This is a genomic window from Streptomyces sp. NPDC017529 (assembly GCF_044329785.1).
Taxonomy (GTDB): Bacteria; Actinomycetota; Actinomycetes; order Streptomycetales; family Streptomycetaceae; genus Streptomyces.
In genome coordinates, this window is the sequence record NZ_JBIRJY010000007.1 from 178,684 (window position 1) to 201,794 (window position 23,111).

General features: G+C 66.7%; 36 protein-coding genes. All 36 read right to left on the bottom strand.

Annotated features, from left to right (window positions below; genetic code table 11):
- Positions 1–187: 187 nt before the first annotated feature.
- Entirely contained in the window at positions 188–682 is a 495-nt protein-coding gene (rplQ, locus tag ACH4K4_RS20335; protein WP_398168948.1) for a 50S ribosomal protein L17, read from the bottom strand.
- 213 nt (positions 683–895) lie between these two features.
- Positions 896–1,918 (bottom strand): DNA-directed RNA polymerase subunit alpha, encoded by a 1,023-nt coding sequence (locus ACH4K4_RS20340; RefSeq protein ID WP_003956430.1) that lies wholly within the window; start codon positions 1,916–1,918, stop codon positions 896–898.
- Between the two features lie 155 nt (positions 1,919–2,073).
- Positions 2,074–2,478, bottom strand: coding sequence for a 30S ribosomal protein S11 (gene rpsK / locus ACH4K4_RS20345; protein ID WP_004571845.1), 405 nt, complete (start codon positions 2,476–2,478; stop codon positions 2,074–2,076).
- Between the two features lie 64 nt (positions 2,479–2,542).
- Positions 2,543–2,923, bottom strand: coding sequence for a 30S ribosomal protein S13 (gene rpsM, locus ACH4K4_RS20350; protein ID WP_006604894.1), 381 nt, complete (start codon positions 2,921–2,923; stop codon positions 2,543–2,545).
- A gap of 204 nt (positions 2,924–3,127) precedes the next feature.
- Positions 3,128–3,241 (bottom strand): 50S ribosomal protein L36, encoded by a 114-nt coding sequence (gene rpmJ, locus ACH4K4_RS20355; RefSeq protein ID WP_003956441.1) that lies wholly within the window; start codon positions 3,239–3,241, stop codon positions 3,128–3,130.
- Between the two features lie 59 nt (positions 3,242–3,300).
- Positions 3,301–3,522 (bottom strand): translation initiation factor IF-1, encoded by a 222-nt coding sequence (gene infA, locus ACH4K4_RS20360; RefSeq protein ID WP_003956442.1) that lies wholly within the window; start codon positions 3,520–3,522, stop codon positions 3,301–3,303.
- 193 nt (positions 3,523–3,715) lie between these two features.
- A complete protein-coding gene (gene map / locus ACH4K4_RS20365; protein WP_398168949.1) occupies positions 3,716–4,552 on the bottom strand; it encodes a type I methionyl aminopeptidase in 837 nt (278 codons plus the stop codon).
- Between the two features lie 124 nt (positions 4,553–4,676).
- A complete protein-coding gene (locus ACH4K4_RS20370) occupies positions 4,677–5,330 on the bottom strand; it encodes an adenylate kinase (protein ID WP_398168951.1) in 654 nt (217 codons plus the stop codon).
- Positions 5,330–6,643: a preprotein translocase subunit SecY gene (gene secY / locus ACH4K4_RS20375; RefSeq protein ID WP_398168953.1), complete on the bottom strand. Its 1,314-nt coding sequence runs from the start codon at positions 6,641–6,643 to the stop codon at positions 5,330–5,332. Before secY ends, ACH4K4_RS20370 begins: the two co-directional genes overlap by 1 nt.
- Before the next feature lie 235 nt (positions 6,644–6,878).
- Positions 6,879–7,334: a 50S ribosomal protein L15 gene (rplO, locus tag ACH4K4_RS20380; protein WP_360124497.1), complete on the bottom strand. Its 456-nt coding sequence runs from the start codon at positions 7,332–7,334 to the stop codon at positions 6,879–6,881.
- Between the two features lies 1 nt (position 7,335).
- A complete protein-coding gene (rpmD, locus tag ACH4K4_RS20385; RefSeq protein WP_360124500.1) occupies positions 7,336–7,518 on the bottom strand; it encodes a 50S ribosomal protein L30 in 183 nt (60 codons plus the stop codon).
- A complete protein-coding gene (gene rpsE / locus ACH4K4_RS20390) occupies positions 7,518–8,123 on the bottom strand; it encodes a 30S ribosomal protein S5 (RefSeq protein ID WP_030016981.1) in 606 nt (201 codons plus the stop codon). Before rpsE ends, rpmD begins: the two co-directional genes overlap by 1 nt.
- Positions 8,124–8,169: 46 nt before the next feature.
- Positions 8,170–8,553: a 50S ribosomal protein L18 gene (rplR, locus tag ACH4K4_RS20395; RefSeq protein ID WP_030375637.1), complete on the bottom strand. Its 384-nt coding sequence runs from the start codon at positions 8,551–8,553 to the stop codon at positions 8,170–8,172.
- A 3-nt stretch (positions 8,554–8,556) separates the two neighbouring features.
- Positions 8,557–9,096: a 50S ribosomal protein L6 gene (gene rplF / locus ACH4K4_RS20400; RefSeq protein WP_398168955.1), complete on the bottom strand. Its 540-nt coding sequence runs from the start codon at positions 9,094–9,096 to the stop codon at positions 8,557–8,559.
- A gap of 22 nt (positions 9,097–9,118) precedes the next feature.
- On the bottom strand, positions 9,119–9,517 hold the full coding sequence (rpsH, locus tag ACH4K4_RS20405; RefSeq protein WP_260639342.1) for a 30S ribosomal protein S8: 399 nt from the start codon (positions 9,515–9,517) through the stop codon (positions 9,119–9,121).
- A 211-nt stretch (positions 9,518–9,728) separates the two neighbouring features.
- The gene (locus ACH4K4_RS20410) at positions 9,729–9,914 is read right to left on the bottom strand and encodes a type Z 30S ribosomal protein S14 (protein WP_004571834.1); all 186 of its coding nucleotides are present in this window, start codon (positions 9,912–9,914) and stop codon (positions 9,729–9,731) included.
- Positions 9,915–9,916: 2 nt separating this feature from the next.
- Positions 9,917–10,477, bottom strand: a complete 561-nt coding sequence (rplE, locus tag ACH4K4_RS20415) for a 50S ribosomal protein L5 (protein ID WP_398168956.1) — start codon at positions 10,475–10,477, stop codon at positions 9,917–9,919.
- The gene (rplX, locus tag ACH4K4_RS20420) at positions 10,477–10,800 is read right to left on the bottom strand and encodes a 50S ribosomal protein L24 (RefSeq protein ID WP_360124509.1); all 324 of its coding nucleotides are present in this window, start codon (positions 10,798–10,800) and stop codon (positions 10,477–10,479) included. Before rplX ends, rplE begins: the two co-directional genes overlap by 1 nt.
- Before the next feature lie 3 nt (positions 10,801–10,803).
- Entirely contained in the window at positions 10,804–11,172 is a 369-nt protein-coding gene (gene rplN, locus ACH4K4_RS20425) for a 50S ribosomal protein L14 (RefSeq protein ID WP_003974257.1), read from the bottom strand.
- Positions 11,173–11,303: 131 nt separating this feature from the next.
- Complete coding sequence (rpsQ, locus tag ACH4K4_RS20430) at positions 11,304–11,588, bottom strand: 30S ribosomal protein S17 (RefSeq protein WP_004571831.1); 285 nt, start codon at positions 11,586–11,588, stop codon at positions 11,304–11,306.
- Positions 11,588–11,812, bottom strand: coding sequence for a 50S ribosomal protein L29 (gene rpmC, locus ACH4K4_RS20435; protein WP_030016986.1), 225 nt, complete (start codon positions 11,810–11,812; stop codon positions 11,588–11,590). The genes rpsQ and rpmC overlap by 1 nt, the downstream gene beginning before the upstream one ends.
- Positions 11,812–12,231, bottom strand: a complete 420-nt coding sequence (rplP, locus tag ACH4K4_RS20440) for a 50S ribosomal protein L16 (protein ID WP_004571829.1) — start codon at positions 12,229–12,231, stop codon at positions 11,812–11,814. Before rplP ends, rpmC begins: the two co-directional genes overlap by 1 nt.
- 5 nt (positions 12,232–12,236) lie before the next feature.
- Positions 12,237–13,064 carry a 30S ribosomal protein S3 gene (rpsC, locus tag ACH4K4_RS20445; protein ID WP_004571828.1) on the bottom strand — a complete coding sequence of 276 codons (828 nt, stop codon included), beginning with the start codon at positions 13,062–13,064 and terminating at the stop codon, positions 12,237–12,239.
- A complete protein-coding gene (rplV, locus tag ACH4K4_RS20450) occupies positions 13,064–13,411 on the bottom strand; it encodes a 50S ribosomal protein L22 (protein ID WP_032926743.1) in 348 nt (115 codons plus the stop codon). Before rplV ends, rpsC begins: the two co-directional genes overlap by 1 nt.
- A gap of 44 nt (positions 13,412–13,455) precedes the next feature.
- On the bottom strand, positions 13,456–13,737 hold the full coding sequence (gene rpsS, locus ACH4K4_RS20455) for a 30S ribosomal protein S19 (RefSeq protein ID WP_014054167.1): 282 nt from the start codon (positions 13,735–13,737) through the stop codon (positions 13,456–13,458).
- Positions 13,738–13,749: 12 nt separating this feature from the next.
- A complete protein-coding gene (gene rplB / locus ACH4K4_RS20460) occupies positions 13,750–14,586 on the bottom strand; it encodes a 50S ribosomal protein L2 (RefSeq protein ID WP_360124517.1) in 837 nt (278 codons plus the stop codon).
- A 39-nt stretch (positions 14,587–14,625) separates the two neighbouring features.
- A complete protein-coding gene (gene rplW, locus ACH4K4_RS20465; RefSeq protein WP_030016990.1) occupies positions 14,626–14,949 on the bottom strand; it encodes a 50S ribosomal protein L23 in 324 nt (107 codons plus the stop codon).
- Entirely contained in the window at positions 14,949–15,599 is a 651-nt protein-coding gene (rplD, locus tag ACH4K4_RS20470) for a 50S ribosomal protein L4 (protein ID WP_030648847.1), read from the bottom strand. The genes rplW and rplD overlap by 1 nt, the downstream gene beginning before the upstream one ends.
- An 8-nt stretch (positions 15,600–15,607) precedes the next feature.
- Positions 15,608–16,252 (bottom strand): 50S ribosomal protein L3, encoded by a 645-nt coding sequence (gene rplC, locus ACH4K4_RS20475; protein ID WP_031003040.1) that lies wholly within the window; start codon positions 16,250–16,252, stop codon positions 15,608–15,610.
- Positions 16,253–16,266: 14 nt separating this feature from the next.
- Positions 16,267–16,575 carry a 30S ribosomal protein S10 gene (gene rpsJ / locus ACH4K4_RS20480; protein ID WP_004571821.1) on the bottom strand — a complete coding sequence of 103 codons (309 nt, stop codon included), beginning with the start codon at positions 16,573–16,575 and terminating at the stop codon, positions 16,267–16,269.
- Between the two features lie 465 nt (positions 16,576–17,040).
- Entirely contained in the window at positions 17,041–17,460 is a 420-nt protein-coding gene (gene panD, locus ACH4K4_RS20485; protein ID WP_398168958.1) for an aspartate 1-decarboxylase, read from the bottom strand.
- A 223-nt stretch (positions 17,461–17,683) separates the two neighbouring features.
- Complete coding sequence (tuf, locus tag ACH4K4_RS20490) at positions 17,684–18,877, bottom strand: elongation factor Tu (RefSeq protein WP_398168959.1); 1,194 nt, start codon at positions 18,875–18,877, stop codon at positions 17,684–17,686.
- A gap of 159 nt (positions 18,878–19,036) precedes the next feature.
- Positions 19,037–21,157, bottom strand: a complete 2,121-nt coding sequence (gene fusA, locus ACH4K4_RS20495) for an elongation factor G (RefSeq protein WP_398168961.1) — start codon at positions 21,155–21,157, stop codon at positions 19,037–19,039.
- Positions 21,158–21,196: 39 nt separating this feature from the next.
- Positions 21,197–21,667, bottom strand: coding sequence for a 30S ribosomal protein S7 (gene rpsG / locus ACH4K4_RS20500; protein WP_030017001.1), 471 nt, complete (start codon positions 21,665–21,667; stop codon positions 21,197–21,199).
- Between the two features lie 2 nt (positions 21,668–21,669).
- Entirely contained in the window at positions 21,670–22,041 is a 372-nt protein-coding gene (gene rpsL / locus ACH4K4_RS20505; protein ID WP_003948652.1) for a 30S ribosomal protein S12, read from the bottom strand.
- A 393-nt stretch (positions 22,042–22,434) separates the two neighbouring features.
- Positions 22,435–22,914, bottom strand: a complete 480-nt coding sequence (locus tag ACH4K4_RS20510) for a DUF1707 and DUF4190 domain-containing protein (RefSeq protein WP_398169204.1) — start codon at positions 22,912–22,914, stop codon at positions 22,435–22,437.
- Positions 22,915–23,111 lie beyond the last annotated feature (197 nt).

Consider the following 23,111-nt stretch of genomic DNA (forward strand, 5'->3'; position numbering starts at 1 on the left):
TGTCGTCACATTCCCGTTGTCCGCCCGAAGGGCGGGCCGCGCGGCGTCTGGTGCGTGCGATCGCAAGGCGCCGGGGCGCCCTCGTAGCGGAGCTACGCGGGCGTTTCGGCAACGCAGCGAGCGTGCGTGCCAGGCGTCGCGCGGCAGGCGGGAATGTGACGACAGGGCCTACGGCCTGTGTGCAGGCTCAGGCGTCCTTCGACTCCTCGGCCGGGGCCTCGGCGGCCTCGCCCTTGGTGTCCTCGGCCTTGGCGGCCTCGTCGGACTCCTTCACCGCGCGCTTCGTCGCGGCCTCGGCCTCGGCGACGGTCGCCTTCTTGGCGATCTCGCCCTCGACCAGCTCGATGACGGCCATCGGGGCGTTGTCGCCACGACGGTTGCCGATCTTGGTGATGCGGGTGTAGCCACCCGGACGCTCCGCGAAGCGCGGCGCGATCTCCGTGAAGAGCGTGTGCACGACGCCCTTGTCGGTCACCAGCTGCATGACCTGACGGCGGTTGTGAAGGTCACCCTTCTTCGCCTTGGTCACCAGACGCTCGGCGTACGGACGCAGACGACGGGCCTTGGCCTCGGTCGTCGTGATGCGGCCGTGCTCGAACAGCGCGGTGGCCAGGTTGCGCAGCATGAGACGCTCGTGCGCTGCGCTGCCGCCCAGACGGGCACCCTTGGCGGGCTTCGGCATGGTATTTCTCCTTCATTGCTGCACCGGCCGTATCAGGTACCGGTGTCAGTTCCCACGAGGCGGGTGCCACGCGGAAGATTTTGCATTTCGAGCCCGTCCTGGGGGCGCCTCCCAGCGGTAGCTGGGGGAGTTTGAGGACGAGGCCGCAGGCCGATCAAGCCTGCACCCGAGTACGGCGGGCCGCCGTTTCCGGCCGACCCGCCGCAGGCGGGCTCAGTACTGCTCGGTCTCCACGAAACCGGCGTCCGCGTCGTCGTCGGCGCCGAACGCGTCGGCGGCGGCGGTCGGGTCGAAGCCGGGGGGCGAGTCCTTCAGGGCCAGGCCCATGCCGGCCAGCTTCGCCTTGACCTCGTCGATCGACTTCGCACCGAAGTTGCGGATGTCGAGCAGGTCCGCCTCGGAGCGGGCGACGAGCTCACCCACGGAGTGGATGCCCTCGCGCTTGAGGCAGTTGTACGACCGAACGGTGAGCTCCAGCTCCTCGATCGGCAGCGCCAGGTCGGCGGCCAGGGCGGCGTCCGTCGGGGACGGGCCCATGTCGATGCCCTCGGCGTCGATGTTGAGCTCGCGCGCCAGACCGAACAGCTCGACCAGGGTCTTACCGGCCGACGCCATGGCGTCACGCGGACGCATGGCCTGCTTGGTCTCGACGTCGACGATCAGCTTGTCGAAGTCGGTGCGCTGCTCGACACGGGTCGCCTCGACCTTGTACGTGACCTTGAGCACCGGGGAGTAGATGGAGTCGACCGGGATACGGCCGATCTCCTGGCCCACCTGCTTGTTCTGCACGGCGGAGACGTAGCCGCGACCGCGCTCGACGGTCAGCTCCATCTCCAGCTTGCCCTTGCCGTTGAGCGTGGCCAGGACCAGGTCCGGGTTGTGGACCTCGACGCCGGCCGGCGGGGCGATGTCGGCAGCGGTGACCAGGCCGGGGCCCTGCTTGCGCAGGTACATCACGACCGGCTCGTCGTGCTCCGAGGAGACGACCAGCTGCTTGATGTTGAGGATGAGGTCGGTGACGTCCTCCTTGACGCCCGGCACGGTGGTGAACTCGTGCAGGACACCGTCGATGCGGATGGACGTGACCGCCGCACCCGGGATCGAGGAGAGGAGCGTACGACGCAGGGAGTTGCCGAGGGTGTAGCCGAAGCCCGGCTCCAGCGGCTCGATCACGAACCGGGAGCGGTATTCGTCGACGACCTCTTCGGTCAGCGAGGGGCGCTGAGCGATCAGCATGAGGTGTTTCGCCTTCCAGTCTTGGCACCCGCTATTTGATGCCAGCTGCGCCGGACGGTGGCCCGGCGGTTTCTACAAGGGTACGGGCGGCACGGCGCGGCTCCCAGGAGTCGCGGCGTACCGCCCGAAAAAGTGCCCGGTGACGGGCCCCGGCGTCAGACGCGACGACGCTTGGGGGGACGGCAGCCGTTGTGCGGCGTGGGGGTGACGTCCTGGATCGAGCCGACCTCGAGGCCGGTGGCCTGGAGGGAGCGGATCGCGGTCTCACGGCCGGAGCCGGGACCCTTGACGAAGACGTCGACCTTGCGCATGCCGTGCTCCTGCGCGCGGCGGGCGGCCGACTCGGCGGCCATCTGCGCGGCGAACGGCGTGGACTTGCGCGAGCCCTTGAAGCCCACGTGGCCCGCCGAGGCCCAGGAGATCACGTTGCCCGTGGGGTCGGTGATCGAAACGATGGTGTTGTTGAACGTGCTCTTGATGTGAGCGTGCCCGTGGGCGACGTTCTTCTTCTCCTTGCGGCGCACCTTCTTGGCGCCGGCCGTACGGCCCTTCGGAGGCATGTATTACTCCCGGTGGAGGTGGTCGGTCCTACAGCGAAGACCGCTGATGAGCGTCCGCTGAGGACTACTTCTTGCCCGGCTTCTTCTTGCCGGCGATCGCGCGACGCGGACCCTTGCGGGTACGGGCGTTCGTGCTGGTGCGCTGTCCGTGCACCGGCAGGCCGCGGCGGTGACGCAGACCCTGGTAGCAGCCGATCTCGACCTTGCGGCGGATGTCGGCCTGGATCTCGCGACGGAGGTCACCCTCGGTCTTGAGGTTGTTGTCCACGTACTCGCGGATCTTGACCAGGTCTTCCTCGGCCAGGTCGCGAACGCGGGTGTCCGGGTTCACGCCGGTGGCGGCGAGGGTCTGCTGCGACAGGGTGCGCCCGATGCCGAAGACGTAGGTGAGGGCGACCTCGACGCGCTTTTCGCGCGGGAGATCAACGCCTGCGAGGCGTGCCATCTATTGGCTCCTGATGTATTCGGAGGTCTTCCGCAGCACCGTTCCCGTAAGACTCTTGAGCATTACGAGCCGGGTCCCCGGCCTCCGAGCCGGGGGTGTCGTTCCACGTGAGTGATCACGTGGAGTCGGGTGTCTGCGTATGTACGTATTGCGTGCGTATGCGTCGCGCGAAGATACTGCGAAATGCAGAGAGGTCGGCGTGCGTCAGCCCTGGCGCTGCTTGTGGCGCAGGTTGTCGCAGATCACCATGACCCGGCCGTGACGGCGGATCACCTTGCACTTGTCGCAGATCTTCTTGACGCTCGGCTTGACCTTCATGGGATGTGAGGTTCTCCGGGTCAGTGCCGCCACCCCGCGAGAGGGGGCGCCGACAAGATCTACTTGTAGCGGTAGACGATCCGGCCACGCGTCAGGTCGTAGGGAGACAGCTCCACGACGACCCGGTCATCCGGGAGGATGCGGATGTAGTGCATCCGCATCTTGCCGCTGATGTGCGCGAGGACCTTGTGACCGTTCTGGAGCTCCACCTTGAACATCGCGTTCGGCAGGGACTCGATCACGGTGCCCTCGATCTCGATGGCACCTTGCTTCTTGGCCACGCTTCGCCCTTCGAATCGGCTACCTTGATCGACTTCGTACGGCCGTTTACCCGACAAACAGGCACACGGATGCACGACAGCCGACGCGTCAGTCTACGTCAGCGTTCCCGAAAAGACGAATCCACGATTATTGCCCACCGACAGTGATCGTTACGCCTTGGGGCGGGGACGCGCCGAAGGCCGTACCGAGCCGTCAGGCCAGCGGATCGGGCGCCGCCTCGATGCCCAGCTCGGCCAGCTTGGCCTTGCCGCCGTCGGGAGCGGTCAGCACCAGCGGGCCCTCCTCGGTCAGCGCGACCGAGTGCTCCCAGTGCGAGGACCAGCTGCCGTCGTTCGACTTGACCGTCCAGTCGTCTTCCAGGACGTGGGTCTTGGCCGTGCCCAGGTTCACCATGGGCTCGATGGCGATGCAGAAGCCGGGGACCAGCTTCGGGCCGCGGCCGCGCTTGCGGTCGACGTAGTTCAGCAGGTGCGGGTCCATGTGCATCTGCGAGCCGATGCCGTGGCCGCCGTAGTCCTCGACGATGCCGTACTTGCCGTTCGCCGGGCGCGGCTGCCGGCGGATGTAGCCCTCGATCGCCTTGGAGATGTCGACCAGGCGGTTGCCCTTGCGTACGGCCGCGATGCCGGCCCACATGGACTCCTCGGTCACCCGGCTCAGCTCGACCAGCTCCGGAGAGTGACCGGAGCCCACGAAGGCGGTGTAGGCCGCGTCGCCGTGCCAGCCGTCGATGATCGCGCCGCAGTCGATGGAGATGATGTCGCCGTCGGCGAGGACCGTCTCGGTGTCGGGGATGCCGTGGACGACGACGTCGTTGACCGACGTGCAGATCGTCGCGGGGAAGCCGCCGTACCCGAGGAAGTTCGACTTGGCGCCGTGCTCGGCCAGCACCTTGCGCGCGGCGTCGTCCAGGTCCTTGGTGGTGGCGCCGGGCACCGCCACCTCGCGCGTCGCCGCGTGGATGGCGGCGACCACCAGCCCCGCCTCGCGCATCTTCGCGATCTGCTCGGGGGTCTTGATCTCCACCATTGCGGCTTACGCCTTCCTGAACCGACTACTACGACGCTGCTGCGGCGGCAGGTGCCGCCTCTCTACACGATACGGCCGCGGCGCCCATGCCCGGGCACCGCGGCCGTATCGCGGATCTTCGTGCCTACTCGCCCTTGCCCAGTGCGGTCATCGACCGCTGGGTGACCTCTTCGACCTTGCCGAGGGCCGGGATCGTGACGACCAGGTCCTGCGCCTTGTAGTGGTCGATGATCGGCTCGGTCTCCGTGTGGTAGACCTCCAGCCGCTTGCGGACGGTCTCCTCGCGGTCGTCGTCCCGCTGGTACAGGTCGCCGCCGCAGATGTCGCAGACGCCCTCCGCCTTCGGGGGCTGGTACGCGACGTGGAAGACGTGGCTGCTGTCGTTGCGGCAGATCCGGCGGCCCGCGATCCGCTTGACGACCTCGTCCTCGGGGACCTCCAGGTCCAGGACGGCGTCCAGCTTCACGCCCTTGCCCTTGAGGTACTCGTCCAGCGCTTCGGCCTGCCCCAGGTTGCGCGGGAAGCCGTCCAGCAGGAAGCCGTGCCCGGCGTCCTCCTGGTCCAGTCGGTCCTCGGCCATCGCGATCGTCACCGAGTCCGGCACCAGGTTGCCCGCGTCCATGTAGGACTTCGCCTCTTTGCCGAGGTCGGTGCCCTGGCTGATGTTGGCGCGGAAGAGGTCGCCCGTGGAGATGTGCGGGATCGCGAGGTTCTTGGCAAGGTACGCAGCCTGCGTACCCTTGCCGGCCCCAGGAGGCCCGACGAGGACGATTCGCATCAGCGGAGGAACCCTTCGTAGTTGCGCTGCTGGAGCTGGCTCTCGATCTGCTTCACGGTCTCCAGACCCACACCCACGATGATCAGGATGCTCGTCCCGCCGAACGGGAAGTTCTGGTTGGCCTTGAACAGCACCAACGCCACTGTTGGCACCAGCGCGATCAGACCCAGGTACAGCGAGCCCGGCCACGTGATCCGGTTGAGCACGTAGCTGAGGTACTCGGCCGTGGGGCGACCAGCCCGGATGCCCGGGATGAACCCACCATACTTCTTCATGTTGTCGGCAACTTCCTCGGGGTTGAAGGAAATAGCGACGTAGAAGAACGCGAAGAAGACGATCAGCAGGAAGTACGTGACGATGTAGACGGGGTGGTTGCCCTTGGTGAAGTTGGCTTCGATCCAGACCACCCAGTCGGCCTTCGACCCGCTGAACTGTGCCACCAGGGCCGGGATGTAGAGCAGCGACGAAGCGAAGATGACGGGGATTACACCCGCCTGGTTCACCTTGAGCGGGATGTAGGTGGAGGTACCACCGTACGAACGACGTCCGATCATCCGCTTGGCGTACTGCACCGGGATGCGGCGCTGGGCCTGCTCGACGAAGACCACGAGGGCGACCATCGCCAGGCCCACGACGATGACGGCGAAGAACTCGATCCAGCCGTCGGCCAGCTTGCCGGACATCTTGATCTGCCACAGCGAGCCGGGGAAGCCGGCCGCGATGCCGACGAACATCAGGATCGACATGCCGTTGCCGATGCCGCGGTCGGTCACCAGCTCACCGAGCCACATGACCATGGCCGTACCGGCGGTCATCGTGATGACCATCGTGATCGTGGTGAAGATCGAGTCGCTCGGCACGATCTCGCTGGCCACCGGGCAGCCCTGGAAGAGCGCGCCGCTCTTGGCGGTGGCGACCAGGCCGGTGCCCTGGAGGATCGCCAGCGCGACGGTCAGGTACCGGGTGTACTGGGTGATCTTCGCCTGTCCGGACTGGCCCTCTTTCTTGAGTGCCTCCAGACGGGGGATCACCACGGTCAGCAGCTGGAGGATGATGCTTGCCGTGATGTACGGCATGATCCCCAGCGCGAAGATCGTGATCTGGAGCAGCGCACCACCGCTGAACATGTTCACCAGGCCGAAGAGACCGCCGTTGGCACCGGCCTGCTTCATGCAGGTGTCGACATTGGAGTAGTTCACCCCGGGCACCGGAACGTGCGCTCCGAGCCGGTAGACGAGCACGATGCCCAATGTGAACAGCAGTTTCTTGCGCAGGTCGGGCGTCTTGAACGCTCGGGCGAACGCGGTGAGCACGGTGCCTCCTGCGCCTCCCGCCTCTGGAGCGAGAGGTGACGGTCTTGAGGATCGACGAATACAAAGCGGCCAAAACCGCGCAGACATTAGCCCACGCGGCGGGGGCCCAGGGGAAGAACCCCCGGAAAATACAGCAACAGTGCACGCCACCTTACCGGCGACCATGCCCCCCTTGGAACGACCAACCGGGGATGCCCCAATACGTGGGCATCCCCGGTCAGTTGATTCACAGAGCTCAGATGAGCTCGGTGACGCTGCCGCCGGCAGCAACAATCTTCTCCTTGGCGGAGCCGGAGACGGAGTCCACCGTCACCGTCAGCGCCACGGAGATCTCGCCCTGGCCCAGGACCTTGACGAGCTCGTTCTTGCGCACCGCGCCCTTGGCGACCAGGTCGGTCACCGTGACCTCGCCACCCTGCGGGTAGAGCGCGGCCAGCTTGTCCAGGTTCACGACCTGGAACTGCTTGTGGGCGGGGTTCTTGAAGCCCTTCAGCTTCGGGAGGCGCATGTGGAGGGGCATCTGCCCACCCTCGAAGCGCTCCGGAACCTGGTAGCGGGCCTTCGTGCCCTTGGTACCACGACCAGCGGTCTTACCCTTGGACGCCTCACCACGACCCACACGGGTCTTGGCGGTCTTGGCGCCCGGGGCGGGCCGGAGGTTGTGGACCTTCAGCGGGTTCTGCTCCGCCATGTCAGTCGACCTCCTCAACCGTCACGAGGTGGCGGACGGTGTGCACCATGCCGCGGAACTCGGGGCGGTCCTCCTTGACGACCTGCGTGTTGATGCCCTTGAGACCAAGGGAGCGCAGGGTGTCACGGTGGTTCTGCTTGCTGCCGATGATGGACTTCGTCTGCGTGATCTTGAGCGACGCCATTACGCGTTCACCCCTGCACGCGCCCGCAGCAGAGCGGCGGGAGCAACGTCCTCCAGCGGCAGGCCACGTCGGGCAGCGATCTCCTCGGGCCGCTGAAGGCCCTGGAGCGCGGCGCGCGTGGCGTGCACGATGTTGATCGGGTTCGACGAACCGAGCGACTTGCTCAGCACGTCGTGGATGCCCGCGCACTCCAGCACGGCACGCACCGGGCCACCGGCGATCACACCGGTACCGGGGGAAGCCGGCTTGAGCAGGACGACGCCCGCGGCCTCTTCGCCCTGGATCGGGTGCGGGATGGTGCCGCCGATACGGGGGACCTTGAAGAAGTGCTTCTTGGCCTCCTCAACGCCCTTGGCGATGGCGGCCGGCACCTCCTTGGCCTTGCCGTAACCGACACCTACGGTGCCGTCACCGTCGCCCACCACGACCAGCGCGGTGAAGCTGAAGCGACGACCACCCTTCACAACCTTGGCGACGCGGTTGATGGCGACAACACGCTCGACGTAGGCGGTCTTCTCGGCAGCTGCGCCGCCGTCCCGCCGGTCCTTACGGTCCCGCCGCTCGCCGCCACCGGCACCGCTCCCGCGGCGCTGGGGTCCAGCCATTGGAATTACCTCTCTCTGTTACGTCCGCTAGCTACGGAACCGGGGCTTAGAACTTCAGCCCGGCTTCGCGGGCGGCGTCGGCCAGAGCGGCAATCCGCCCGGCGTACTGCTTGCCACCACGGTCGAACACGACGGCCTCGACGCCGGCGGCCTTGGCGCGCTCGGCGACCAGGGAACCGACCTGCTTGGCCAGGTCCGTCTTGTTGCCCTCGCCACCACGGATCGACGCGTCCAGGGTCGAAGCCGACGCCAGGGTGTGACCCTTGATGTCGTCGATGACCTGGGCGGTGATACCACGGTTGGACCGCGTCACGACCAGACGCGGACGCTCCGGCGTACCCGAAATCCGCTTACGGATGCGGATGTGGCGACGCTTTGCGGCGGCGCGCTTGTAGGCGTCGCCCTTCGCGACCTTCACACCGTATGCCATGGCTTACTTACCAGCCTTTCCGACCTTGCGGCGGATGACCTCGCCGGCGTACTTGACGCCCTTGGCCTTGTACGGGTCGGGCTTGCGCAGCTTGCGGATGTTCGCGGCGACCTCGCCGACCTTCTGCTTGTCGATGCCCTCGACGCTCAGCTTGGTCGGGGACTCGACCTTGAACGAGATGCCCTCGGGCGCCTCGACCAGGATCGGGTGGCTGTAACCGAGCGAGAACTCCAGGTTGGAGCCCTTCGCCTGGACGCGGTAACCGACACCGCTGATCTCGAGCGCCTTGCTGAATCCCTGGGTCACGCCGGTGATCATGTTCGCCACCAGCGTGCGGGACAGGCCGTGCAGGGCCTTGTTCTGACGCTCGTCGTTCGGGCGGGTGACGGCGATGAAGCCGTCCTCACCCTTGGCGACCTCGATCGGCGCGGCGACGGTGTGCGAAAGGGAACCCTTGGGGCCCTTCACCGACACCGTGCGGCCGTCGATGGTGACGTCCACACCAGCGGGAACCTGGATGGGCAGCTTGCCAATACGCGACATTAGCTATTCCTCCGTTCCCGAATTACCAGACGTAGGCGAGAACTTCTCCGCCTACGCCCTTCTTGCTGGCCTGCTGACCGGTGAGGAGACCGTGCGACGTGGAGATGATCGCCACGCCCAGGCCGCCGAGCACCTTCGGCAGGTTGGTGGACTTTGCGTAGACCCGCAGGCCCGGCTTCGAGATGCGCTTGATGCCGGCGATCGAGCGCTCGCGGTTCGGGCCGAACTTCAGCTCCAGGACGAGGTTCTTGCCGACCTCGGCGTCCTCGACCTTCCAGCCGGTGATGTAGCCCTCCTGCTGGAGGATCTCCGCGATGTGCGACTTGATCTTGCTGTGCGGCATCACGACGGTGTCGTGGTACGCCGAGTTCGCGTTCCGCAGACGCGTGAGCATGTCTGCGATGGGGTCAGTCATGGTCATGAATTGGCCTTCGGCCTCTCTCGCCGGGGTTTCCTGTATGCGCCATCCCTCTCCCCGAGCTGGGTCGGGACGGGTGCGGCGCGGGGACCTTCGGCGTAGTAAGTCGTTCCTGGGCGGCGGGCGCCCAACCCTTCTACCCTACGGGATCGAAGGGCGGGCCCCCGCCGAACAGATGCTTACCGAGAGACTCCGGATCCCACCAAGTAGGTGGTTACCAGGAGCTCTTGGTCACGCCCGGCAGCTCGCCACGGTGAGCCATCTCACGGAGGCACACGCGGCACAGGCCGAACTTGCGGTAGACGGAGTGCGGCCGGCCGCAGCGCTGGCAACGCGTGTACGCGCGCACAGCGAACTTCGGCTTGCGGGCCGCCTTAGCGATCAGAGCCTTCTTCGCCACGGTCAGTTCTCCTTGAACGGGAAGCCGAGGTGACGAAGCAGGGCGCGGCCCTCATCGTCGTTGGACGCCGTGGTGACCACGGTGATGTCCATGCCCCGCTGCCGGTCGATCTTGTCCTGGTCGATCTCGTGGAACATGACCTGCTCCGTGAGACCGAAGGTGTAGTTGCCCCGACCGTCGAACTGCTTCGGGGACAGACCACGGAAGTCGCGGATGCGCGGCAGCGCGAGCGACAGCAGGCGGTCCAGGAACTCCCACATGCGGTCACCGCGGAGGGTGACGTGGGCACCGATCGGCTGGCCCTCGCGCAGCTTGAACTGCGCGATGGACTTACGGGCCTTGGTGACGGCCGGCTTCTGGCCGGTGATCGTGGTGAGGTCCTTGATGGCACCCTCGATCAGCTTGGAGTCGCGGGCGGCGTCGCCCACACCCATGTTGACCACGATCTTGGTCAGACCGGGGATCTGCATGACGTTCTCGCAGGAGAACTCGTCCTTCAGCTTCCCGGCGATCTCTTCGCGGTAGCGCTGCTTGAGGCGCGGCGCGTTGGTGGTGGCAGTCATCAGATGTCCTCACCGGTCCGCTTGGCAACGCGGATCTTGTTGCCTTCGTCGTCGAAGCGGTACCCGACGCGGGTGACGACCTTGTTGCCGTCCTTCTCCACAACGAGCTGCACGTTGCTCACGTGGATCGGGGCCTCGGTCGTCACGATGCCGCCGGTCTTGGAGCCGCGAGCGGTCTGACCGGCCTTGGTGTGCTTCTTGACCCGGTTGACACCCTCGACCAGGACACGGTCCTCGCGGGGGAAGGCCGCGATGACCTTGCCCTGCTTGCCCTTGTCCTTGCCGGTGATGATCTGGACCAGGTCGCCCTTCTTGATCTTCATCGGTTACAGCACCTCCGGCGCGAGCGAGATGATCTTCATGAACTTCTTCTCGCGCAGCTCCCGGCCCACGGGGCCGAAGATGCGGGTGCCGCGGGGGTCGCCATCGTTCTTGAGGATGACGGCCGCGTTCTCGTCGAAGCGGATGTACGAGCCGTCCGGACGGCGGCGCTCCTTGACGGTGCGAACGATGACGGCCTTGACGACGTCACCCTTCTTCACGTTGCCACCGGGGATCGCATCCTTGACGGTGGCGACGATGACGTCACCGATGCCCGCGTAGCGGCGGCCCGAACCACCGAGAACACGGATGGTGAGAATTTCCTTCGCACCCGTGTTGTCGGCGACCCGAAGCCGCGACTCCTGCTGGATCACGTCTATCTCCTGATCGTCTGCCGGTTCCCGGCGGGGGCCTCATTGCTGAGGCCCACCGCCGAGCCTGGCGGAACTGACCTGGGGGAAACCCCCCAGGCGGTATCTATGAAAATTCCCGAACGGGAATTTCCTTACTTGGCCTTCTCGAGGATCTCGACGATGCGCCAGCGCTTGCTCGCCGACAGCGGGCGCGTCTCCATCAGGAGGACGCGGTCGCCGACACCGGCAGCGTTCTGCTCGTCGTGCGCCTTGAGCTTGTTCGTACGGCGGATGACCTTGCCGTACAGCGCGTGCTTGACACGGTCCTCGACAGCGACGACGACGGTCTTGTCCATCTTGTCGCTGACGACGAGACCCTCGCGGGTCTTGCGGAAGCCGCGCTGCTCGTTCGTCTCAGTCACATTCTTCTCGCTCATCAGGCGCTCTCCACCGTCTCGATGCCGAGCTCGCGCTCGCGCATCAGGGTGTAGATCCGGGCGATGTCCTTGCGGACGGCCTTCAGCCGGCCGTGGTTCTCCAGCTGTCCGGTCGCCGCCTGGAAGCGGAGGTTGAACAGCTCCTCCTTGGCCTCACGAAGCTTCTTGACGAGGTCCTCGCCATTCAGCTCGCGCAGCTCGGTCGCCTTGGTACCGGCCGCCATCACGACTCACCTGCCTCGCGCCGCACGATGCGGCACTTCATCGGAAGCTTGTGGGCGGCGCGGGTCAGCGCCTCCTTCGCAACCTTTTCGTTCGGGAAGGACAGCTCGAACATCACCCGACCGGGCTTGACGTTCGCGACCCACCACTCCGGAGAACCCTTACCGGAACCCATGCGGGTCTCGGCCGGCTTCTTCGTCAGCGGGCGGTCCGGGTAAATGTTGATCCAGACCTTGCCGCCACGCTTGATGTGACGGGTCATGGCGATACGAGCGGACTCGATCTGCCGGTTCGTCACGTAGGCGGGGGTCACGGCCTGAATGCCGTACTCACCGAAGGCAAGCTCGGTGCCACCCTTGGCCATACCGTTGCGCTTCGGGTGGTGCTGCTTGCGGTGCTTGACCCTGCGAGGGATCAGCATGTCGGTCAGCCCTCCGTTCCGGTGCTCTCAGCAGCCGGAGCAGCGGCAGCGGCCTCGGCCTTGGGGGCCTCGGCAGCGGCGTTCTGCTGCGGCTTGCGGCCGCCACGGCCGCCACGCTCGCCACCGCGGCGGGGGCGGTCGTTGCCGCCACCACGGGCCGGGCGGTTGCCCGCACGGGCGGCGGCGTTCTCGGCGCGGACCTCGGCGATGTTCTTGACGTCGCCCTTGTAGATCCAGACCTTCACGCCGATGCGGCCGAAGGTGGTCTTGGCCTCGAAGAAGCCGTAGTCGACGTTCGCGCGGAGCGTGTGCAGGGGCACGCGGCCCTCGCGGTAGAACTCCGAGCGGGACATCTCGGCGCCGCCGAGACGGCCACCACACTGGATCTTGATGCCCTTGGCGCCGGCCTTCATCGTCGACTGCATGCTCTTGCGCATGGCGCGACGGAAGGAGACGCGGGAGGACAGCTGCTCGGCGACGGCCTGGGCCACGAGCTGAGCATCGGTCTCGGGGTTCTTGACCTCGAGGATGTTCAGCTGGACCTGCTTGCCGGTCAGCTTCTCCAGTTCGCCGCGGATGCGGTCGGCCTCGGCGCCACGGCGGCCGATGACGATGCCCGGACGAGCGGTGTGGATGTCAACGCGGACGCGCTCACGGGTGCGCTCGATCTCAACCTTCGAGATACCGGCGCGCTCCATGCCCTTCGTCATCATGCGACGAATGGCGACGTCTTCCTTGACGTAGTCCTTGTACAGCTTGTCGGCGTACCAACGCGACTTGAAGTCGGTGGTGATGCCGAGCCGGAACCCGTGCGGGTTTACCTTCTGGCCCATTACCGGGTTCCTTCCTTGCTGCTGACGACCACGGTGATGTGGCTGGTCCGCTTGCGGATCCGGTAGGCACGGCCCTGGGCACGCGGCCGGAACCGCTTCAGGGTCGGACCCTCGTCGACGTACGCCTCGGAAATGAAGAGGCTGCCGGCGTCGGTGTGGTCGTAGTTGTGCGCCGCGTTGGCAATGGCGCTGTCCAGCACCTTGCCGACGGGCACGCTCGCGGCCTGCGGGGCGAAACGCAGGACCGCCTGAGCCTCCGTGGCATCCATGCCACGGATAAGGTCCACCACGCGGCGGGCCTTCATGGGCGTGACGCGGATGTACCGCGCCTGGGCCCTGGCTTCCATGGTTGTCCCTTCGGTGTCAGTCATAGTCTTCGCACTCCGGTCGATCAGCGACGACGCGACTTGCGGTCGTCCTTCTCGTGGCCGCGGAAGGTGCGGGTCGGCGCAAACTCGCCGAGCTTGTGGCCGACCATCGACTCGGTGACGAACACCGGGACGTGCTTACGGCCGTCGTGCACCGCGATCGTGTGGCCGAGCATGGCCGGGACGATCATGGAGCGGCGGGACCAGGTCTTGATGACGTTCTTGGTGCCGGCTTCGTTCTGAACATCCACCTTCTTGGAAAGGTGGTCGTCGACGAAGGGCCCCTTCTTGAGACTACGCGGCATCTAAACCCGCTCCTAGCGCTTCTTGTTCGTCTTGCGGCGGCGGACGATGTACTTGTTCGAAGCCTTCTTCGGCGAACGAGTACGACCCTCCTTCTGGCCCCACGGCGAGACCGGGTGGCGACCACCGGAGGTCTTGCCCTCACCACCACCGTGCGGGTGGTCGACCGGGTTCATCACGACACCACGCACGGTCGGGCGGACGCCCTTCCAGCGCATACGGCCGGCCTTGCCCCAGTTGATGTTCGACTGCTCGGCGTTGCCGACCTCGCCGACGGTGGCGCGGCAGCGCACGTCGACCAGGCGGATCTCACCGGACGGCATACGAAGGTGGGCCATCGTGCCCTCCTTCGCCAGCAGCTGCACGGAGGCACCCGCGGAGCGGGCGAACTTCGCGCCGCCGCCGGGCCGCAGCTCGATGGCGTGGATCGTCGTACCGACCGGGATGTGGCGCAGCGGCAGGTTGTTGCCCGGCTTGATGTCGGCGCCAGGGCCGTTCTCAATCCGAGCACCCTGCACCAGGCCACGCGGCGCGATGATGTAACGCTTCTCGCCGTCTGCGTAGTGCAGCAGCGCGATGCGCGCGGTGCGGTTGGGGTCGTACTCGATGTGCGCGACCTTGGCCGGCACGCCGTCCTTGTCGTGACGACGGAAGTCGATCACGCGGTAGGCGCGCTTGTGGCCACCGCCCTGGTGGCGAACGGTCACACGACCGGCGTTGTTACGGCCGCCCTTGCTGTGCAGCGGGCGGACCAGCGACTTCTCCGGCGTGGACCGCGTGATCTCGACAAAGTCGGCGACGCTGGAGCCACGACGGCCCGGGGTCGTCGGCTTGTACTTGCGGATACCCATTTCTCAGTCCTCGTCCGATTCCGGACGACTCGGACTCCGTTAGGAGACCGGGCCGCCGAAGATGTCGATACGGTCGCCCTCGGCAAGGGTCACGATGGCGCGCTTGGTGTTGGCGCGCTTTCCGAAACCGGTGCGGGTGCGCTTGCGCTTGCCCTGGCGGTTGATCGTGTTGACCCCGGTGACCTTGACCGAGAAGACCGCCTCGACGGCCTGCTTGATCTGGGTCTTGTTCGCACGCGGGTCGACGATGAACGTGTACTTGTTCTCGTCCAGCAGCGCGTAGCTCTTCTCGGAGACGACCGGCTTGACCAGGAGGTCGCGCGGGTCCGAGAAGGACTTGCTGGTAACGGTCGCCTCAGTCATCAGGCGGCGCTCCCTTCGAGCTCAGCGGCCTTGGGACCAGCCACGAAGGACTCGAAGGCGGCCTTGGTGAAGACCACGTCGTCGGAGACGAGCACGTCGTACGTGTTCAGCTGGCCCGGCTCCAGGATGTGGACCTGGGGCAGGTTGCGGGCGGACAGCCACGCGGCCTCGTCGGCGCGCTCGGCGACCAGCAGCACGTGCTTGCGCTCGCTGATCTTGCCGAGGAGAGCCTTGGCGGCCTTGGTGGAGACCTCGCCCTCGACCACGCCGGAGACGACGTGGATGCGGCTGTTGCGGGCCCGGTCGGTGAGGGCACCGCGCAGGGCGGCGGCCTTCATCTTCTTCGGGGTCCGCTGCGAGTAGTCACGCGGCACGGGGCCGTGCACGACGCCACCGCCGGCGAACTGCGGCGCGCGGGTCGAGCCCTGGCGCGCGCGGCCGGTGCCCTTCTGGCGGTACGGCTTCTTGCCACCGCCGCGGACCTCGCCGCGAGTCTTGGTCTTGTGCGTGCCCTGACGGGCCGCGGCCAGCTGTGCGACGACGACCTGGTGGATCAGCGGAATGCTGACCTTCGCGTCGAAGATCTCCGTGGGGAGCTCGACGGTCCCGGCCTTGTCGCCTGCCGGCGAAAGGATGTCAATGGTGCTCATCGGTTACCTCAGGCCCCCTTGGCCGCGGTACGGACCAGGACGAGGCCGCCGTTCGGACCAGGAACTGCGCCCTTGATGAGCAGCAGGCCCTTCTCCGCGTCAACGGCATGGACGGTCAGGTTCTGGGTGGTGACCCGCTCGTTGCCCATACGGCCGGCCATCCGCATGCCCTTGAACACGCGGCCCGGGGTGGCGCAGCCACCGATGGAGCCCGGCTTGCGGTGCACGCGGTGGGCACCGTGCGAAGCCTTGCCGCCGTGGAAGCCGTGACGCTTCATGACACCGGCGAAGCCCTTGCCCTTGCTCTTGCCGGTCACGTCCACCTTGACGCCGGACTCGAAGGTCTCGGCGGTCAGCTCCTGGCCGAGGGTGTACTCGCTGGCGTCAGCGGTACGGACCTCGACGAGGTGCCGGCGGGGGGTGACGTCGGCCTTCGCGAAGTGGCCCTTGAGGGGCTTGTTCACCTTGCGCGGGTCGATCTCGCCGAAGGCGATCTGGACGGAGTCGTAGCCGTCCTGGTCATTGGTGCGCACCTGGGTAACGACGCAGGGGCCGGCCTTGACCACAGTGACCGGGACGACACGGTTGTTCTCGTCCCAGACCTGGGTCATGCCGAGCTTCTCGCCCAGGATGCCCTTGATCTGCTTAGCCATCTCTACTGCGCCTCTCAGAGCTTGATCTCGATGTCAACGCCGGCCGGAAGGTCCAGGCGCATCAGCGAGTCAACGGTCTTGGGCGTCGGGTCGAGGATGTCGATCAGGCGCTTGTGCGTGCGCATCTCGAAGTGCTCGCGCGAGTCCTTGTACTTGTGCGGCGACTTGATGACGCAGTACACGTTCTTCTCGGTGGGGAGCGGCACCGGGCCCGCGACCGACGCACCAGTACGGGTCACCGTCTCGACGATCTTCTTCGCCGACGTGTCGATGACCTCGTGGTCGTAGGCCTTGAGCCGGATGCGGATCTTCTGTCCCGCCATGGCTACTTCGTAGTCCTGTCTCTCGTAACGCTCTGGGACCCGGTGCGTTGCCGTTCATCCACCGACCCACGCGGTCGGGCGTGTCGCGCTCCTTCCCGCAGATCCCCGCAAGGGCGATCCTTCGAGAAGGAAAACGTGGGGGATGAACACCCACCGGGCGCCTGGCCGAGGCACCCCGCTGACGCTTCCCGGAAGATTCCCGTACTTCCGCCCCTGATAAGGAGCGACGAATACCTAGGACTCGCTTCCAGTCCTCCCGGCGGGAGGCGCGCAGCATCGGCACTCAACCGAGCAACCTGGACAGTGTGCCACATGACCGGCGGGCGCCGCCAATCAAGCGGGAGATCGTACACCGCATCACGCCCGCCCGTCTGCACGACCCCCTCCACGACGCGCCGCAGCTGTTCGGCACGTGCGCGACATCACACCGCCGCACCACCCGCCGGGGCGCCCCCCGCAGCCCGGTCAGCCGGCCACGGCCCCCGGGCCGCGTACCGCGTCGCCTCCCGGGACCGGCTCCGACGGGTCCGTGCCGAGCGCGACGATGCGGTTTTCCGCGTCCACGTGGACGACGCGCGGCCGCAGCGTCCTGGCCTCGGCGTCGTCCACCTGGGCGTAGCTGATGAGGATCACCAGGTCCCCGGGGTGCACGAGGTGCGCCGCGGCGCCGTTGATGCCGAGGACGCCCGAGCCGCGCTCGCCTTCGATGATGTACGTCTCCAGGCGCGCGCCGTTGGTGATGTCGACGATGTGGACGAGTTCGCCGGGGAGCAGGTCGGCGGCGTCCAGGAGGTCGGCGTCGACCGTCACCGAGCCGACGTAGTGCAGGTCCGCCTGGGTCACGGTGGCACGGTGGATCTTGGACTTGAACATGGTGCGCAGCATGGCGTCACTCCTGGTGAAAAGGGTCGCGTCCCCAGGAGGGGTACGCGCCGGCCCACCCATGCTAGGCAACCGGGCCCCCGGAGCAGAAGGCCCCGCGGGGCCGAGGAGGCCCTCAGCGGCCGCCCGGGCGTCCCGGGAGACGCGAGAAGCCCCGTCCACCCAGAAGGTGGACGGGGCTTCTCTGAGCGCTCAGAAGAGCTGCCGGGTCTCCCCGACCGTCACATCACTTGACGATCTTGGTGACCTGGCCGGCGCCGACGGTCCGGCCACCCTCACGGATGGCGAACTTCAGGCCCTCCTCCATGGCGACCGGCTGGATCAGCTGGACCGACATCTCGGTGTTGTCGCCCGGCATGACCATCTCGGTGCCCTCGGGGAGGGTCACGACGCCGGTCACGTCCGTGGTACGGAAGTAGAACTGCGGGCGGTAGTTGTTGAAGAACGGGGTGTGACGGCCACCCTCGTCCTTCGACAGGATGTACGCCTGCGCCTCGAACTCCGTGTGCGGGGTGACCGAGCCCGGCTTGATGATGACCTGGCCGCGCTCGACGTCCTCGCGCTTGATGCCGCGGAGCAGCAGACCGACGTTCTCACCGGCCTGGCCCTCGTCGAGCAGCTTCCGGAACATCTCGATGCCGGTGACCGTGGTGGTGGTCTTCTCGGTCTTGATGCCGATGATGTCGACGGTCTCGTTGACCTTGAGGACACCACGCTCGATACGACCGGTGACAACGGTGCCACGGCCGGTGATCGTGAAGACGTCCTCGATCGGCATCAGGAACGGCTTGTCGACGTCACGCTCGGGCTGCGGGATCGACTCGTCGACGGCGGCCATGAGCTTGAGGACGGAGTCGCCCCACTCCTTGTCGCCCTCGAGCGCCTTGAGCGCCGAGACCTTGACGACCGGAACCTCGTCGCCCGGGAACTCGTACTCCGAGAGGAGCTCGCGGACCTCGAGCTCGACGAGCTCCAGGATCTCCTCGTCGTCCACCATGTCGGCCTTGTTCAGGGCGACGACGATGTAGGGCACGCCGACCTGGCGGGCCAGGAGCACGTGCTCCTTGGTCTGCGGCATCGGACCGTCGGTCGCGGCGACCACGAGGATCGCGCCGTCCATCTGGGCGGCACCGGTGATCATGTTCTTGATGTAGTCCGCGTGACCGGGGCAGTCAACGTGGGCGTAGTGACGGTTCTCCGTCTGGTACTCGACGTGCGCGATCGAGATGGTGATACCGCGCTGGCGCTCTTCGGGAGCCTTGTCGATCTGGTCGAAGGCCGAGGCCTCGTTCAGGTCCGGGTACGCGTCATGCAGCACCTTGGTAATGGCGGCCGTGAGGGTCGTCTTACCGTGGTCGATGTGACCGATGGTGCCGATGTTGACGTGCGGCTTAGTCCGCTCGAACTTCGCCTTCGCCACTGGGGTCCTCCTGTGGAGTGGTTCTGTACGCCTTACTCATCGGCGCCAGGTGATCTTTGCTGGGGTGCCGGCTGACGGGGCCCACCTCGCGGGTGGCGGGGACGGACCCCGGCAGACGGTGTCAAGCCTAAAGCGTGTTCCGACTCGTGGGAGCCGGAGCTACTCGCCCTTGGCCTTCGCGATGATCTCCTCGGCGACGTTCCGCGGAACCTCGGCGTAGGAGTCGAACTGCATCGAGTAGCTTGCGCGACCCGAGGTCTTGCTGCGGAGGTCTCCGACGTAGCCGAACATCTCCGAGAGCGGAACCAGGCCCGTGACGAGCTTGGCGCCGTGGCGGTCCTCCATGGACTGGATCTGACCGCGACGCGAGTTGATGTCGCCGATGACGTCACCCATGTAGTCCTCGGGCGTCGTCACCTCGACCTTCATCATCGGCTCCAGCAGGGCCGGGCTGGCCTTGCGGGCGGCCTCCTTGAAGGCCATCGAACCGGCGATCTTGAAGGCCATCTCCGAGGAGTCGACCTCGTGGAACGCACCGTCGAGGAGCACGACCTTGACGCCGGTCAGCGGGTAGCCGGCGAGCACGCCGAACTCCATGGCCTCCTGGCAGCCCGCGTCCACGGACGGGATGTACTCCCGCGGGATACGGCCACCGGTGACCTTGTTCTCGAACTCGTACCCGTCGCCCTCAAGCGGCTCAAGCGCGATCTGCACCTTCGCGAACTGGCCGGAACCACCAGTCTGCTTCTTGTGCGTGTAGTCCAGGCGCTCGACGGCCTTGCGCAGCGTCTCGCGGTACGCGACCTGCGGCTTGCCGACGTTCGCCTCGACCCGGAACTCGCGCTTCATACGGTCGACCAGCACGTCGAGGTGCAGCTCGCCCATACCCGCGATGATGGTCTGACCGGTCTCCTCGTCCGTGTGGACCTGGAAGGACGGGTCCTCCTCGGCGAGACGCTGGATGGCGACACCCAGCTTCTCCTGGTCGCCCTTGGACTTGGGCTCGATCGCGACCTGGATGACCGGGGCCGGGAACTCCATCGACTCCAGGATGACCTGGTTCGACGGGTCGCAGAGGGTCTCACCGGTGGTGGTCTGCTTCAGACCCATGACGGCGACGATGTCGCCGGCACCCACCGACTCGATCTCCTCACGCTTGTTCGCGTGCATCCGGTAGATCTTGCCGATGCGCTCCTTCTTGCCCTTCACCGAGTTGGTGACCTGCGAGCCGGCCTCAAGGCGGCCCGAGTACACCCGGATGAAGGTGAGCTTGCCCAGGTGGGGGTCGCTCGCGATCTTGAAGGCCAGCGCGGCCAGCGGCTCGTCCTCGGAGGGACGGCGCTTGATGACCTCGTCCGCGTCGTTGACGGCGTGGCCCTCGATGGCCTCGACGTCCAGCGGCGACGGGAGGTAGCGCACGACCGCGTCGAGCAGGGGCTGCACGCCCTTGTTCTTGAACGCGGTACCGCAGAACACGGGGGTGACGGTGGTGTCGCCGCCCTTGCCCGAGTTGATGGTGATGCGACGGATCGCCGCGTGCAGCTGGTCCACGGTGGGCTCCTGGCCCTCCAGGTACAGCTCCATCATCTCTTCGTCGTTCTCGGCGACGGCCTCAAGCAGCTTGCCGCGCCACTCGTCGGCGGCCTCGGCGTGCGTGGCCGGGATGTCGACGGTGTCGTACATCTCGCCCTTGGCGGCCTCGGCGGACCAGACCAGCGCCTTCATGGAGACGAGGTCGATGACGCCCTTGAAGTCCGCCTCGGTGCCGATCGGCAGCTGCATCACGATCGGGGTCGCGCCGAGGCGGTCCACGATCATGTCGACGCAGCGGTGGAACTCCGCACCGGTGCGGTCGAGCTTGTTGACGAAGCAGATACGCGGCACGCCGTAGCGGTCCGCCTGACGCCAAACGGTCTCGGACTGCGGCTCAACACCGGCGACGCCGTCGAACACCGTCACGGCACCGTCGAGCACGCGCAGCGAACGCTCCACCTCGACGGTGAAGTCGACGTGGCCCGGGGTGTCGATGATGTTGATCGTGTGGTCGACGTCGTTCAGCGGCCAGTGGCAGGTCGTCGCGGCAGACGTGATCGTGATGCCGCGCTCCTGCTCCTGCTCCATCCAGTCCATCGTGGCAGCGCCGTCGTGGACCTCACCGATCTTGTAGGAGACACCGGTGTAGAACAGGATCCGCTCGGTGGTGGTCGTCTTGCCCGCGTCGATGTGGGCCATGATCCCGATGTTGCGGACCTTGGCCAGGTCAAGCGAAGTGGTAGCCATATCGGCTCAATCTTCTCTCGGTCTCGATGTGGGTAGCGACTACCAGCGGTAGTGCGCGAAGGCCTTGTTGGACTCGGCCATCTTGTGCGTGTCCTCGCGCTTCTTGACCGAAGCGCCGAGGCCGTTCGAGGCGTCCAGCAGCTCGTTCATGAGGCGCTCGGTCATGGTCTTCTCGCGGCGGGCGCGGGAGTAGCCCACGAGCCAGCGCAGCGAGAGCGTGGCGGCGCGGCCGGGCTTGACCTCGACCGGGACCTGGTAGGTCGCGCCACCGACACGGCGGGACTTGACCTCAAGGGTCGGCTTGATGTTCTCCAGCGCGCGCTTCAGCGTGATGACCGGGTCGTTGCCGGTCTTCTCACGCAGACCCTCCATGGCGCCGTAAACGATGCGCTCGGCGGTGGAGCGCTTGCCGTTCAGCAGAACCTTGTTGATGAGGGAGGTCACCAGAGGAGAGCTGTAGACCGGGTCAATGATGACCGGGCGCTTCGGGGCGGGGCCCTTACGAGGCATTCTTACTTCTCCTTCTTGGCGCCGTAGCGGCTGCGAGCCTGCTTGCGGTTCTTGACGCCCTGCGTGTCGAGGGAGCCGCGGATGATCTTGTACCGAACACCCGGCAGGTCCTTCACACGGCCGCCACGCACGAGCACGATCGAGTGCTCCTGCAGGTTGTGGCCCTCACCCGGAATGTAAGCGGTGACCTCGATGCCGCTGGTCAGACGCACACGCGCGACCTTACGCAGGGCCGAGTTCGGCTTCTTCGGGGTGGTCGTGAAAACACGCGTGCAGACGCCACGGCGCTGGGGGGAACCCTCCAGTGCGGGCGTCTTGTTCTTCTCGACCTTGTCCTGCCGGCCCTTGCGGACCAGCTGCTGGATCGTAGGCACCGTTTCTCCGGTTTCTGTGTGCCAGTCTCGGTAAAGCTAACCTGGAACAGTCCCCGACCCACGCGGTCGGGTGTGTCGAATACTGCAGACCCCTCGCTGGAACGAGGAAGGCGGCAGATTGCGGTGTCGAGACCCGGCTTCCGTGCGGACAAGTGCACGCACGACAGCCCGAGGACACCCCAGGCACAAGGTCAGAGCGTACCTACCGCATGGGCTGCGGTCAAAACAAATGCACACGCGAAGGACACGCCGGACTCCCCCGGCGCTGCGGCCACCGTAGTGCGATCAGGGGCCGTACGGAAGAAGGCTCCACCGCCGCGGCGCAAGCCGGGCGCCGCCATACGGGTGCTTCCGCAAGGCCGCCCGCCCGTCCTGCGAGATGTCCGTCACACCCTAGGCGCGGGAGATCATCGCCAGGGCGAGGAAGCACAGGAACACGGCCCAGAAGCCGATCCCCAGCCACCCCAGGATCAGCCCGGCGACCGCCTGGCCGTCCCCGCGCTCCCCGCTGCGGCGGACCTCGGCCCGCGCCTTGTGTCCCAGGACCACCGCGGGAATCGCCGTCAGGCCCCAGGTCACCGGGGTGAGGATGCCGCACACCAGCGAGCCGGTCGCCGCGCCGTTGGTCCGCGCCGGGGGCGGCATCTGCATCGGCATGAACGTCGCCGGCAGCGGCTGCCGGGGGGCGAACTGTGCTTGCGGTACCGGGCCCTGCGGCAGGTCCGCCACCAGCATCTGCAGCTCGGCGTGGGTCTGGGCCTGGTACGCGCGGCCGATCCGCTGCTCGTACTCCTGCTGCGCGAGCCGGCCCTCGGCGAACCCGGCCTTCAACACGTCGACCGCGCGCTCCCGGTCGGCGTGCGAAGCCCGCATCGCCGGAGCCTGGCCCGACGCCTGAGCCGGCTGCCCGCCCTGCCACTGCGCAGGCTGCCACGACTGGTACGCCACTTGAGCACCTCCCCCACGTTAGGCAGTACACCCATCATTCAGTACGCGCCAGGAGATCGCACGGTTCCCCGGAGGCCGAATTCCGACCGCCGCCCCGGACCGTTCGCGCGCGTTGTCTCCCG